At 62.3% G+C, this 14,433-nt stretch carries 9 protein-coding genes; 6 read left to right on the top strand and 3 right to left on the bottom strand.

Annotation, left to right across the window (positions count from 1 at the left end):
- Positions 1-154 precede the first annotated feature (154 nt).
- Entirely contained in the window at positions 155-2,257 is a 2,103-nt protein-coding gene (locus Q1A06_RS14325; protein ID WP_299564914.1) for a DEAD/DEAH box helicase, read from the top strand.
- Between the two features lie 70 nt (positions 2,258-2,327).
- Here Q1A06_RS14325 and Q1A06_RS14320 read toward each other — a convergent pair whose 3' ends face one another.
- From Q1A06_RS14320 to Q1A06_RS14310, 3 genes are all read right to left on the bottom strand, one after another.
- The gene (locus tag Q1A06_RS14320) at positions 2,328-3,593 is read right to left on the bottom strand and encodes an ABC transporter permease subunit (RefSeq protein WP_299565023.1); all 1,266 of its coding nucleotides are present in this window, start codon (positions 3,591-3,593) and stop codon (positions 2,328-2,330) included.
- Between the two features lie 5 nt (positions 3,594-3,598).
- On the bottom strand, positions 3,599-4,405 hold the full coding sequence (locus Q1A06_RS14315) for an ABC transporter ATP-binding protein (protein ID WP_299564911.1): 807 nt from the start codon (positions 4,403-4,405) through the stop codon (positions 3,599-3,601).
- A 108-nt stretch (positions 4,406-4,513) separates the two neighbouring features.
- Positions 4,514-5,518 carry an ABC transporter substrate-binding protein gene (locus tag Q1A06_RS14310; protein ID WP_299565020.1) on the bottom strand — a complete coding sequence of 335 codons (1,005 nt, stop codon included), beginning with the start codon at positions 5,516-5,518 and terminating at the stop codon, positions 4,514-4,516.
- 566 nt (positions 5,519-6,084) lie between these two features.
- On the opposite strand from Q1A06_RS14310, the gene Q1A06_RS14305 reads away from it, so the two are divergent.
- The 5 genes from Q1A06_RS14305 (at position 6,085) to Q1A06_RS14285 (ending at position 14,374) form a co-directional block, all read left to right on the top strand.
- Positions 6,085-7,476, top strand: a complete 1,392-nt coding sequence (locus Q1A06_RS14305; RefSeq protein WP_299564908.1) for an aminotransferase class III-fold pyridoxal phosphate-dependent enzyme — start codon at positions 6,085-6,087, stop codon at positions 7,474-7,476.
- A 186-nt stretch (positions 7,477-7,662) separates the two neighbouring features.
- A complete protein-coding gene (locus Q1A06_RS14300) occupies positions 7,663-7,920 on the top strand; it encodes a glycine zipper 2TM domain-containing protein (RefSeq protein WP_299564905.1) in 258 nt (85 codons plus the stop codon).
- Positions 7,921-8,069: 149 nt separating this feature from the next.
- Positions 8,070-9,554 carry a PLP-dependent aminotransferase family protein gene (locus Q1A06_RS14295; RefSeq protein WP_299564902.1) on the top strand — a complete coding sequence of 495 codons (1,485 nt, stop codon included), beginning with the start codon at positions 8,070-8,072 and terminating at the stop codon, positions 9,552-9,554.
- A gap of 85 nt (positions 9,555-9,639) precedes the next feature.
- Complete coding sequence (gene xsc / locus Q1A06_RS14290) at positions 9,640-11,418, top strand: sulfoacetaldehyde acetyltransferase (RefSeq protein ID WP_299564899.1); 1,779 nt, start codon at positions 9,640-9,642, stop codon at positions 11,416-11,418.
- Between the two features lie 130 nt (positions 11,419-11,548).
- Positions 11,549-14,374 carry a molybdopterin oxidoreductase family protein gene (locus Q1A06_RS14285; protein ID WP_299564896.1) on the top strand — a complete coding sequence of 942 codons (2,826 nt, stop codon included), beginning with the start codon at positions 11,549-11,551 and terminating at the stop codon, positions 14,372-14,374.
- The last annotated feature ends 59 nt before the right edge of the window (positions 14,375-14,433 follow it).

The raw sequence follows: 14,433 nt of genomic DNA, 5'->3' as shown, positions 1-14,433 counted from the left end.
TTTTGTTCTATATGAAAACCCCCTTTTTGACAGCCCCCTTTTCACGCAACATATACGCGCCGCAACGCGGCATCAGCGAAATCATCCGTGTACAAAGGCCCCGTGACCGAGTAGGGGCAGGCGAAATCCCTCATACTCCGTTCAGGAACACCCCTTGATTCAAACGATTGCAGACGCGCTGGCCGACCAAGGCTACGACACCATGACACCCGTTCAGGAGGCCGTGACCGAACCGGCGCTCGACGGTGCGGACTTGCTGGTCTCCGCCCAGACCGGTTCGGGCAAGACGGTCGCCTTCGGGCTCGCCATCGCCCCCACCCTGCTGGGCGAGCGGACAACATTCGGCCCCGCCGCAGCCCCCCTGGCGCTGGTCATCGCGCCCACGCGCGAACTGGCGATGCAGGTAAGTCGTGAGCTGACATGGCTTTACGGCAAGGCGGGCGCGGTCGTCACCACCTGCGTCGGCGGCATGGACACCCGTACCGAACGCCGCGCGCTGGACCGTGGCGCGCACGTTGTCGTGGCCACGCCCGGCCGCCTGTGCGACCACATCAAACGCAACAACATCGACCTGAGCGATCTGCGTGCCGTGGTGCTGGACGAAGCGGACGAGATGCTGGATCTGGGCTTTCGCGAGGATCTCGAATTCATCCTTGGCGAATCGCCCGAAAGCCGCCGCACCCTGATGTTCTCGGCCACCGTGCCCGCCGCTATCGCCAAACTGGCGCAGAGCTATCAGCGCGATGCGCAGCGCGTCTCGGTGGTGTCTGACACCAAACAACACGCGGACATCGAATACCGTGCGCTGACGGTCCATCCACGCGACACCGAGAACGCGATCCTCAACATCCTGCGGTTCTACGAGGCCAAGAATGCGATCGTCTTCTGCAACACCCGCGCCGCCGTGGCGCGGCTGACCACACGGCTGACGAACCGCAACTTCTCGGTCGTGGCGCTGTCGGGCGAATTGACGCAATCCGAACGCACCAACGCGCTGCAATCGCTGCGCGACGGGCGTGCGCGGGTCTGCGTGGCAACGGATGTGGCCGCGCGCGGCATCGACCTGCCCAACCTCGAACTGGTGATCCACGCCGATCTGCCCACCAATGCCGACACGCTGCTGCACCGTTCGGGCCGGACGGGCCGCGCCGGGCGCAAGGGCGTCTCCGCGCTGATCGTACCGCCCAAGATGAAATCAAAGGCCAGTCGCCTGTTGGGCTGGGCCAAGTTGCAGGCTGAATGGGCATCACCCCCCTCCGCCGCCGAAGTCAATGCCGCCGACGAGGAACGCCTGCTGTCGGACGCCGCATGGAGCACTCCCGCGCCCGAAGATGCCGCCGAATTCGTGGCGACGCTGGCAGAACGCTACAGCCCCGTGCAGCTTGCCACCGCTTTCGTCAATCTGCACCGCGCCCGCGCATCGGCCCCCGAGGAACTGTCGGCCACGGCAGACGGCAAGGACGACCGCCCGCGCCAGGAATTCGGCCCATCGGTCTGGTTCACCGTCTCCACCGGGCGCAACGACGGGGCAGAGCCGCGCACCCTGCTGCCGATGCTGTGCCGCGTTGCCGACATGACCCGTGACGACATCGGCGCGATCCGTGTGCAGCCGCGTCACTCCTACGTCGAAGTATCGGAAAGCGCCGTACCGCGCCTGTTGAACGCCTTGGGTGCAGACATGACCGCCGAGGAAGGTGTCACGCTGACCCGCTTAGACGGCGTGCCCGATTTCGGTCCGAAAGGCCCGCGCGGCGGCCCCAAGCCCGAGCGCGCGGAGCGCGGCCCGAAACCGGCGTACAAGTCCAAGCCCGCCTATGACCCGGATGGCGCAAAACCGGCGTACAAGCCGCGCCCCCCGCGCGACGACGCCCCCGCCGCCGAGCACAAGCCGCGCCCGGCCGCCCCCGCGAAGGGCAAGCGCGACGCCACGCGTCCACCGAAATCACACAAGACCGAGCGCAGCCCGATGAAACCGGGCGACGCCCCCCGCGCCAAATCACCGGGCAAGCCAAAGGCGAAACCGGTCTGGGACAAGCCGCGCGACGGTGCCGGAAAACCCGGTGGCAAGCCGGCGGCAAAATCCGGCGCGAAAGCGGTCTGGAAAAAGCCGGCCAAGGATGCAGCACCCAAACGCGGCGAAAAACCGGCGTCCGAAGGTGGTTATAACCGCGCGGGAGACACGTCCAAAAGGTTCACACCACCCGGAAAGTCGGGCAAGCCCTCCGGCAAACCCGCCCGCCCCAAACGCGACAAGTAACCGCGCGCAAGATCAAAAAAGGCCGGAGCACACGCTCCGGCCTTTTTCGTCTCCCGATCCTAACGCCTCTTCAAGAGCGACCTTTCCAAGGCACCATGAACCGTTCCGCCGCACGCATCAGCATATCGATGCCGAACCCGATGATCCCGATCAGGATGATCCCCAGGATAACGATGTCGGTATTCTGGAACTTCGATGCGACCATGATCATCATGCCCGCCCCCTTTTCCGCCGCGACAAGCTCGGCCGCGACGACCGTCCCCCAACAGACACCCATCGCTACCCGCGCTCCGGTAAATATCTCCGGCAGCGAGTTCGGAATGATCACATACCGCATGATCTGCCACTTGCTCGCGCCCAGAGAATAGGCTGCATGCACCTTCGAGATGCTGACGCCTGACACACCCGATCGCGCCGCAATCGCCATGATCCACAGCGCCGCCAGGAACAGCAGGATGATCTTGCCGACCTCGCCGATACCGGCCCAGATGATCACCAGCGGGATCAGCGCCAGCGGCGGTACCGGACGCATGAATTCGACGATGGGATCGAACCAGCCCCGGAACCAGTTGCTCAGCCCCATCGCGTAACCCAGCGGGATCCCCACGATCGCGCCGCACAGGAACCCTGCGATGACCCGAAACAGCGACCAGGACAAATGCCCCAGCAGCGATGTGCCCCGAAACCCTTCGTCCAACACCTTGAACGTGCGCGACACGACCTCTTCGGGCGCGGGCAGATAAAGCGGCTCCATCTGCAAGCCATTGTCCGGTTCAAAATTGGGCGTGCCCTTGTCCGAGATCGTGACCGCGCCGCCGGTTATGCGCACCCGGTCGCCGGGCGCGACCTTCTTACCGTCGATCTCGATGACTTTCGCACCGTCGGCGCGCTTTATCTCATCGTTTCGGTCGAACAGCACCAGCTTGCTGCGGTACTGCGCCACGGTAATGCTGTCGTTCTTGGCAAAACCATCACCGGGCGCGACGACGATTTCGTCGGGATTGGTTTCCCGGTTGTGCACCAGAACCTCGACCGTGGCCGTATCGCGCTCATTGCCTGCCTGCACGGTATATTCAAAGGATGTCTGCCCCTCGAACGGCCCCGGTGCGTGCAAAAAACCCGGCAAAAGCGATGATCCGGTGAACATCCCCCACAGAAGAAACAGCGTCAGGATCGACAGGATGCCTGCCGCCCGGTTGGGACGCACGGCACTCTCGTCTCCGAACGTCACCGTCTTGAGCGAGGTATAGTCCCGCGACCCGATGCCGCCGAAAAGCTTCGCCAGAACGAAATAACCGCCGGCGAAAATGCCGATGTAGACCGCCAGCAGGATCAGGCCGGTCATGCGCTCGCCTCCGAGCGACCCATGATCTCTTCTTCCATGTCCCAGATCATCGACAGAATCTCCTCGCGTTTCGGAGCGAATTCCGGATGCTTCTTGACCTCGCGCAGATCCGCACCCACGCCGGCTTCGGCGAACGGCAGCCGGTATTCGGTGTGGATCCGCCCCGGACGCGGTGCCATCACGATCAACCGCTCCCCCAACAACAGCGCCTCTTCGACGGAGTGAGTGATCAGGATAATCGTCTTGCCGGTTTCTTTCCACAGCTTGAGCACCAGCGACTGCATCTTTTCGCGGGTCAGCGCATCCAGCGCGCCCAGAGGCTCGTCCATCAGGATCACATCGGGATCGTTGGCCAGACAACGCGCCAGCGCCACCCGCTGCTGCATCCCGCCCGACAATTCGTACACCGCCTTTTCCTTGAAATCCTGAAGCCCCACGACATCAAGCAGATGATTGACGATCTCCGCCTTGTCGTTCTTCGCCATTCCCTTCATCGAGGGGCCGAATCCTACGTTCTCGCGCACGCTCATCCATTCGAACAAGGCACCTTGCTGGAACACCATGCCGCGTTCGGCATCGGGCCCTTTGATCGTGTGCCCGTTCAACGTCATCTCGCCTTCGGTCGGAGCCAGAAAGCCCGCGACAATGTTCAGAAGGGTGGTCTTGCCACAGCCCGAAGGCCCCAGAATACTCAGCAACTCCCCCGCCTTGAGATCGATCGAAACGTCCTGCAACGCCTGCACGGCCCCCCCGTTCGGCAAATCGAAACGCATGGATAGATTCTTGATGGAAAGTCCTGACATGTCCCCGCTTTCTGGTCCGTAATCCCGGACCTGTCGGGCAGGGTTGGCCCCGCCTCGTCTGCAAAAGGTCCGGCGCACACCACATGCGCCGGACCGGGTCGCTTGATCTTACATGTCTTTCGCGGCTGCCAGCGGACCGGTGTTCACGGTGCCGGAATAATCGTCGAGCGCCTTGTCGATGGACCCGCTGTCAAGGAAGACCTCAGCCACACCGCCCATGAAGGTCTGGCTGCCGCCACCGAACCATTTCGCGCTCAGCTGCTCTTCGACGGACGGGAACGCAAAGTTGGCCAGCGTCTCGGCTGTCGCAGCTTCGTCCATGCCGGCATCCTTGGCGATCACCGGCAGCATTTTTTCAGCATCCGCGCCACCGGCGTTCCACATCGCGTTGGCATCCGCCGTCACCTTGAGGAACGTCGCCAGCTCTTCACCGTTTTCGGCGATGTAGGACGCAGGCGCGGATGTCACATCGAACACCAGAATGCCCAGCTCTTCCTTCTCCGCACCGGTCAGCAGGATATTCCCCGATTCCTTCATGCGACGCAGCGCGCCGCCCCAGCCACAGGCCATGTCGACCGCACCCTGGCTCAGCGCGGCTGCACCTTCGGCAGGCGCCATGTCAACAACGGACATGCTGGCCACATCTACGCCAAAGTGATCCATCTGCTTGAGAAAGTTGTAATGCGCAGCCGTACCCAGCGGCACCGCCACCTTCTTGCCCGCCAGTTCCGAAGCGGAGTCCTTGTCGATTTCGAGATTTGAAGAAACAACGCAGTTGTCGTTCTCGGAGTAGGAGACGGCGACATCGACCATCTGGATGTCCTGCCCGCCCGACGTGGCGACCACAAAGGGCGGCACACCCTGGCTGATCGCGATCTGCACATCACCCGACGCCATGGCGGCGGACATCGCCACGCCGCTGTCAAAGCTGACCCAATTGACCGTCTTCCCAAGCGCCTCTTCGTAGGCGCCCGTCTCCTTGGCGTATTGGAACGGCATCGGCCATTCGAGAAAATAAGCGACGGTGATTTCGCCGTGGCTTTCGGCAAACGCGGCAGCACCCGTGATGGACATCACGGCACCGGCGACACATGCGCTCACTGTTTTCTTCATCATGTTCATTTCTCCCAGTTTCATTTTTTTTCCCCGCTTTTCCGGCAGGGCTTTTGCCAAAGCGCAGGAACGTGGTGCAGATACCGCAACTGACGTCATCATCCTAGTGATGGTCCGGGCACTTGCAACTTAATTTCGATTGGTACCCGGCTTTGAATGCGGCCACATCCCTCTGTTTCCTTTTTCAAAATAGGGATTTGGCACGCGCACCGACCCTCTCTGCCGTTCTCGGGCGCGCCTAAGAAATACGCACACGCTCCCCCACTCCCAAGTCTGCGCCACTCTGACCGCTGCCCACCTAAAACAAATAACCAGTTTGCGGCCCCGGGTGAGTCCAGTTCATGCGTGGCTGCGCGCCGGGTCCATCCGCCGCGGAATCCCGCTGTCCGCTGTCGTCCGGCGGCGCAAAGAAAACCGCGTCAGACAGGGCGGGGGCAGATGTGGCCTTACTCATCCACGCGCTCTGGACCTATGTTATTCGGGAATTCTCCTGTCTGGTATGGTATTGACGCAAGTACGTACGCGCCGATTTCCCCCGTTGCCAGCCCAATCGAAAGGTCGCACTCATGGACGGTACATTCAACGAAAATGACATCTCCCGCATCGTCGAGGCCGATCGCGCCCACGTCTGGCACCATCTGAGCCAGCATAAACCCTATGAAACAACGGATCCGCGCATCATCGTCGAAGGCAAGGGAATGCGCATCTGGGACCAGAACGGCACGGAGTATCTCGATGCGGTGTCGGGCGGCGTATGGACGGTGAACGTCGGCTACGGACGCGAATCGATTGCCAATGCGGTACGCGACCAGCTGATCAAGCTGAACTATTCCGCGGGGTCCGCGGGCTCGATCCCCGGCGCGATGTTCTCGGAGATGCTGATCGACAAGATGCCGGGCCTGAGCCGCGTCTATCTCTGCAATTCGGGAACGGAAGCCAACGAAAAAGGCTTCAAGATGGTCCGCCAGATCGCCCATAAACGTTTCGGCGGCAAAAAGCACAAGATCCTCTACCGCGACCGCGATTATCACGGCACCACCATCGCCTGCCTCTCCGCAGGCGGACAGGACGAGCGTAACGCGCAATACGGCCCGTTCACCGACGGCTTCGTGCGGGTGCCGCATTGCCTGGAGTACCGCAAGCATGAACAGGACGGCGCGCCTGACGAGAACTACGGCGTCTGGGCGGCCAACGAGATCGAGCGGATCATCCTCGCCGAAGGACCCGAAACCGTGGGCAGTCTGTGCCTCGAACCGGTGACCGCCGGCGGCGGTGTCATCACGCCGCCCGATGGCTATTGGGAGCGTATCCGCGAGATCTGCGACCAGTACGATATCCTGCTGCACATCGACGAAGTCGTCTGTGGCCTTGGCCGTACCGGTACTTGGTTCGGCTATCAGCACTACGGCATCAAGCCCGACATGGTCACGATGGCCAAGGGCGTCGCATCCGGCTACGCCGCCATCGCCTGCCTTGTGACCACCGAAGCGGTGTTTGACATGTTCAAGGATGACGCCAGCGATCCGCTGAACTATTTCCGTGACATCTCGACGTTCGGCGGCTGCACCGCCGGTCCCGCCGCCGCGATAGAGAACATGAGGATCATCGAACGCGAAAACCTGCTGCAAAACACCCTCGATATGGGCGTGTACATGACGGACAAGCTGCTGGAGCTGCAGGACAAATACAGCGTCATCGGACAGGTGCGCGGCAAGGGTCTGTTCCTGGGTGCCGAACTGGTCGAAGACCGTGACACGAAAGTGCCGGTCACCGAACGCCTCATACAGGCCGTCGTAGGCGACTGCATGCAACAGGGCGTCATGATCGGCGCGACCAACCGGTCGCTGCCGGGCAAGAACAACACCCTGTGCTTCTCTCCCTCCCTCATCATGACGAAGGATGACGTCAACCAGATCATCACCGCCGTCGATGGCGCGATGGGCCGCGTTTTCGGCTGACGGGTCCGGTCGGCCCCTCGTTCTGGCCCATCCAAGGCGCCGGGACCAAAGTTGCGATCGGCGTCTTGCCGCCGGAAATCGCCGCAACGAACGGCACAAATCCGCTTCGTTGTCGGTTAAATGTAAATATTGCTGGAACCTTTTCCCGGAATTGGGTGTTCTGCGCAGAGACACAGGAGACTATTAATGAAAAAGCTTATCATGATTTTGCCGTTCGCCGGACTGGTGGCCGCATGTGACACCCCCGGTCAATCTGCACTGACCGGTGCCGCATTGGGCGCCGCAACGGGTGCCGCCGTATCCGGCGATGACGACAAAGTTGTTGGCGCGTTGATCGGTGGTGCCGCAGGTGCTGCGGCAGGCAACTACATCGGCCGCACGCAAAGCGGCCAGTGTGTGTACCAGAACCCGCAGGGCCAGCGTTACACAGCAGCCTGCCCCTGAAGCTGACTGAACGACCCACCGAAAGACGGCCCTGCGTTCATCCGCAGGGCCTTTTTTTTGCCAACCCGACGGCAGAGCCGACTACCGCCATTTCATCGGCATCTACGTCCAGATTGGCTTTGCGATAGGTCCAGTGTATCGTCCCGCGCATGGCCTTACCCGTAGAAACATTTTTCCTTCAGCCAGACGCGCAAGGCACCCTGCAATCGCAGATCCAGCAGATGATCGCTCAGGGCATTCTGTCGGGCCGCTTTCAGCGCGCAGAGAAGCTGCCCTCGACACGCAAGCTGGCACGACATCTCGGCGTCAGTCGCATCACCGTGACGATTGCCTACACCGAGCTGCTTGCCAATGACTATCTTACCTCGCGCGGGCGGTCGGGATATTTCGTTTCGCAGAATGCGCCCCAGACGCCGGCTTTTGCCGCGCGTCCCGACAGCGCGGATGCGGTCGATTGGTCGCGCGCGATCGGCCAGCGGTTCAGCGGTGGCGAAACTCCGCGCAAACCGCAGGACTGGGCGCACTACCGCTATCCGTTTGTCTACGGGCAGGCCGATCAATCGCTCTTCGATCACGCAAACTGGCGCTTGTGTGCCCTGCAGGCGCTGGGCCAGCGGGATTTCACAGCGATGACAACCGACTACTACGATCAGGACGACCCCAACCTGATCGAATTCATCGCCCGTCACACCCTGCCCCGGCGCGGAATAACCGCAGCCCCCGAACAGATCCTCATCACGCTCGGCGCGCAGAATGCGCTTTGGCTCACGGCACAGGTCCTGCTGACCCAGCGGCGCCGCGCCGCACTGGAGGATCCCTGCTATCCGGCACTGCGCGACATCCTGACCCAGTCCCGCTGCCATGTGACACCCGTGCGCGTGGACCGTGACGGGATTCCGCCCGAGGCGATCCCACCCGACACAGACGTTATTTTCACCACACCCAGCCACCAATGCCCGACCAACGCCACCATGCCGATGGCGCGCCGCCGCGCCTTGCTGAACCGCGCGCGCGAGATCGACGCGCTGATCGTCGAGGATGACTATGAATTCGAAACGTCTTTCCTGCGCGCACCCTCCCCGGCACTCAAATCGCTCGATACCGATGGGCGGGTGATCTATGTCGGCAGCTTTTCCAAGTCACTGTTCCCCGGCCTGCGCCTGGGCTACCTCGTCGGGTCGGAGCCATTCATCCGCGAGGCCCGCGCGCTGCGCGCGTCGGTGCTGCGCCACCCTCCCGGCCATATCCAGCGTACAACGGCCTACTTTCTGTCGCTGGGGCACTACGATGCGCTGATCCGGCGCACCGGCAGCGCACTGCATGAACGGTGCAGCATGATGGAGAAGAGCATCGCGCGCTTCGGTTTGCAGATCGCCGGACAGGGCGCGCACGGCGGCTCCTCTTTCTGGATGCGCGCGCCCGATGATGTCGACACACAGGATCTCGCCCGCCGCCTGCAGTCGCGCGGCGTCCTCATCGAGCCGGGCGGCTCGTTCTTCGGAGGCGCTGAACGACCGCATAATTTCTACCGCCTCGGCTATTCCTCAATCCCTGTCAGCCGGATCGCGGACGGGCTGAGCGAAGTCGCACAGGAGATCGATCTCATGACCGGCGCTGGACATATTCCGGCGTAAAATCTGGTCCTAACCCTGCCGCGCGGGTCCGACTAGACTGTCGCAGGACAGGATTCGAGTTTTCCACCATCAAGGATCGCGCGCCATGAAGATGACAACCGAAGAAGCTTTTGTAAAAACGCTGCAGCGCCACGGCATCCAGCACGCGTTCGGGATCATCGGGTCTGCGATGATGCCGATTTCGGATATCTTTCCCAAGGCAGGCATCACGTTCTGGGATTGCGCCCACGAGGGATCCGCCGGGATGATGGCCGATGGCTATACCCGCGCCACCGGCAAGATGTCGATGATGATCGCACAGAACGGCCCCGGCATCACCAATTTCGTCACCGCCGTGAAAACCGCCTACTGGAACCACACGCCGCTGTTGCTCGTCACGCCACAGGCCGCGAACAAGACCATCGGTCAGGGCGGATTTCAGGAGATGGAGCAGATGAATCTGTTCGCCGATTGTGTCGCTTATCAGGAAGAGGTCCGCGACCCCTCGCGCATTGCCGAGACGTTGAACCGCGTGATCATGCAAGCCAGACGCACCTCGGCACCGGCGCAAATCAACGTGCCGCGCGACTTCTGGACACAGGTGATCGACATCGAGATTCCCGAAACCGTCGAATTCGAACGCCCGCGCGGCGGCGAGAAAGCGATTGCCGCCGCCGCCGAAATGCTGTCGAACGCAAAGTTTCCGGTCATCCTCAACGGTGCCGGCGTGGTGCTGGCGCAGGGCGGCATCGACGCGTCCAGGGTGCTTGCGGAACGGCTCGATGCGCCGGTCTGCGTCGGGTACCAGCACAACGATGCCTTCCCCGGCGGGCATCCGCTTTTTGCCGGGCCGCTGGGCTACAACGGGTCCAAGGCGGGGATGGAGCTGATATCCAAAGCCGACGTCGTTTTGTGTCTCGGCACCCGGCTCAACCCGTTCTCGACGCTGCCCGGCTACGGCATCGACTATTGGCCAACGGATGCGCAGATCATCCAGGTCGACATCAACCCCGACCGCATCGGTCTGACCAAGAAAGTGACCGTCGGCATCGTCGGCGATGCGGCCAAGGTCGCCACCGCGATTACCGAACAATTGTCGGGGTCCGCCGGTGACACCGACCGCAACGACCGCAAGGCGCTGATCGCCCAAACAAAATCAACCTGGGCGCAAGAACTGACATCGATGAACGACGAACAAGACGACCCCGGCACCGACTGGAACGAACGTGCCCGCAAGGACAAACCCGAGTGGATGAGCCCGCGCATGGCATGGCGCGCGATCCAGTCCGCGCTGCCGCACGACGCCATAATCTCCTCCGACATCGGCAACAACTGTGCCATCGGCAACGCCTATCCATCCTTCGACACGGGCCGGAAATACCTCGCACCCGGCCTGTTCGGCCCCTGCGGCTACGGCCTTCCGGCCATCGTCGGCGCGAAGATCGGCCAACCCGACATGCCGGTCGTGGGCTTTGCCGGCGACGGTGCCTTTGGCATCGCGGTGAACGAATTGACCGCGATCGGTCGCGGCGAATGGCCCGCGATCACCCAGATCGTTTTCCGCAATTACCAGTGGGGCGCGGAAAAGCGCAACTCGACGCTCTGGTTCGACGACAACTTCGTTGGCACCGAACTGGATAATGACGTAAGCTATGCCGGTATCGCGCAGGCCTGCGGCCTTCAAGGGGCCATTGCCCGCACCCAGGAGGAACTCACGCAGGCGTTGAACACTGCCATCGAGGACCAGATGAAGCACGGGAAAACAACGCTGATCGAGGCCATGATCAATCAGGAACTGGGCGAGCCGTTCCGCCGTGACGCCATGAAAAAACCCGTGTCCGTCGCGGGTATCGACGCCGCCGACATGCGCGCGCAAGTCGTCTGATACGGGTGCGCAGGATCGAGCCACATACCGCATCCATCCTGCGCGGCTTCGTTCACCGCACCGCCGCCCGGCCTGACGGATGGCGCGTTCCCGCGCCGCCGGCACGATCGGTCACGACAGGAGCCATAGCATGACGCACAGCCAGCCCGACCTGGACCTGAGCCCGAAGGTTTCCGACGAAATCCGCAAAACGACCTGCTACATGTGTGCCTGCCGCTGCGGCATAGACGTCCACATGAAAAACGGCAAGGTGGCCTACATCGAGGGCAACCGCGATCACCCGGTCAACAAGGGGGTGCTCTGCGCAAAAGGCAGCGCCGGCATCATGCAGCACAACGCTCCCTCCCGCCTGCGTACCCCGATGAAACGTGTGGGTCCGCGCGGATCGGGCGAATTCGAGCCGATAAGTTGGGAAGAGGCCTACGACGTCGCCGCAGGTTGGCTGAAACCGATCCGCGACACCGACCCGTCAAAGCTGGCGTTCTTTACCGGGCGCGACCAGTCGCAGTCGTTCACATCGCTCTGGGCGCAAAGTTTCGGCACGCCGAACTATGCCGCCCACGGTGGATTTTGTTCCGTCAACATGGCGGCGGCGGGCATCTACACGATAGGCGGCGCATTCTGGGAATTCGGTCAGCCCGATTGGGAGCATACAAAGCTGTTCATGCTGTTCGGCGTGGCCGAAGATCATGACAGCAACCCGATCAAGATGGGGATCGGCAAGATCAAGGCACGCGGCGCGCGGATGATCGGCGTCAATCCGATCCGCACCGGCTATAACGCGGTCGCCGATGACTGGGTGGGCATCACGCCGGGCACCGACGGGCTGTTCATCCTCTCGATGATCCATTGCCTGATGAAGGCGGGCAAGATCGACCTGCACTATCTTGCACAATACACCGACGCCGCCGTGCTCATCAATGGCGATGAGAAATCACCCGAATACGGCCTCAAGCTGCGCGACGGCGATGGCAAGGAGCTGGTCATCGACCGCACCACGGGCAAGCTCGCACCCTTCGATCAAAAAGGGGTCAAGCCGGATCTGGCCGCGACCCACCGCGCGGCAGGCATCACCCATCGTCCTGTCTTTCATCAAATGATCGACATGTATCTGGACGAGAAATACGCCCCCGAAACCGTCGCCGCAACGGTCGGTATTCCGGCTTCACGCATCCGCACCCTGGCCGCTGAACTGGCCCGCGTCGCCTTCGACGAGGCGTTCGAGCTCGACGTCCCATGGACCGATTTCCGGGGCGAGACGCACAAGACGATGACCGGACGCCCGGTGTCGTTCCACGCCATGCGCGGAATCTCCGCCCACGCAAACGGGTTCCAGACCTGCCGCGCACTGCACACGCTGCAGATCCTTCTCGGCACAGTCGAGGTGCCCGGCGGCTTCCGTTTCAAACCACCCTACCCCAAGCCCGCGACGGCGCATCCCATACCGCATTGCAAAGTCACCCCCGGCGCCCCGCTCGACGGCCCGCATCTGGGCTTCGTGCACGGCCCCGACGATCTGGCGCTGCGCGATGACGGCACGCCCGCCCGCATCGACAAGGCGTTCACATGGGAAAACCCCATGTCCGCACATGGCCTGATGCACATGGTCATCTCCAACGCCCACGCGGGCGACCCGTACAAAATCGACACGCTGTTCATGTATATGGCCAACATGTCGTGGAATTCGTCGATGAACACGACCGGCGTGCAGGACATGCTCACCGATCAGGACGAGAACGGCGATTACGTCATCCCACGCATCATCTATTCCGATGCCTACAGCTCCGAAATGGTCGCCTACGCCGACCTCATCCTGCCCGACACCACATATCTTGAACGCTACGATTGCATCTCCATGCTCGACCGTCCGATCAGCGAACCGGACGCGGCAGCCGACGCAATCCGTTGGCCGGTGGTAGAGCCAGACCGCGATGTCAAAGGCTTCCAGTCCGTCCTGTGCGATCTGGGCGGCCGGCTGGGCCTGCCAGCCTTCACGAACGACGACGGCACCCAGAAATATGCCGATTACGCAGACTACATCGTCACCCACGAACGCCGCCCCGGCATCGGCCCTCTCGCCGGCTGGCGCATGGGAGAGCACGGCCTGCAAAACGGACGCGGCGGCGTCAACGACAGCCAGCTTCAGAACTACATCGAAAACGGCGGCTTCTTCGTCGAGCCCGTTCCAGATGGCGCCACCTATTACAAACCGTGGAACGCGGCCTATCAGGACTGGGCCGTCCAGACCGGCCTCTACGACACACCGCAGCCCTACCTCTTCTCGCTCTACGCCGAACCGCTGCGCCGTTTCCAGCTTGCCGCCGAAGGCCACGGCAACCGCCAGCCCCCCGACCACCTGCGCACACGTATCCGCGAAACGATGTCGCCCCTGCCCATCTGGTACGAAACCGACCAGCAGGGCAACGAAGGATACACAGTCACCGCCCTCACCCAGCGCCCGATGGCCATGTACCACTCCTGGGGTGGCCAGAATGCATGGCTGCGCCAGATCCACGGCCACAACCCGATGTACCTGCCCACGAAACTGATGCAGGAAAACGATCTGGCCGACGGCAACTGGGCCACCATCACGTCCCCTCACGGCACCATCACGGTGCCGGTGATGAAAATGGCCGCGCTGAACGAAAATACGATCTGGACCTGGAATGCCATTGGCAAACGCAAGGGCACCTGGGCGCTCGACACCGATGCTCCGGAGGCGACCAGGGGCTTCCTGCTCAACCACCTCATCCATGAACTGCTCCCCCCCAAGGGCGACGGCCTGCGCTGGGCCAACTCCGACCCCATCACCGGACAGGCCGCGTGGTTCGATCTCAAAGTCTCAATCACAAAAGCCGCGCAGCCCGAGCACGCACTATCGCAACCCCAGTTCCCCGCCGCCAAATCCCCGGTGGGCAAAGGCCCGGACAGCCTGAGATGGAAGGTGCAACGATGATCCTCATTTCTTTTGGCCCTAAATATCCCGGGGTCCGGGGCAGCGCCCCGTCCGTCCTC

Origin of the sequence: uncultured Sulfitobacter sp., from assembly GCF_947497275.1 — a bacterium.
Classification (GTDB): Bacteria; Pseudomonadota; Alphaproteobacteria; order Rhodobacterales; family Rhodobacteraceae; genus Sulfitobacter.
This window is presented reverse-complemented; position numbering and strand designations above follow the sequence as displayed.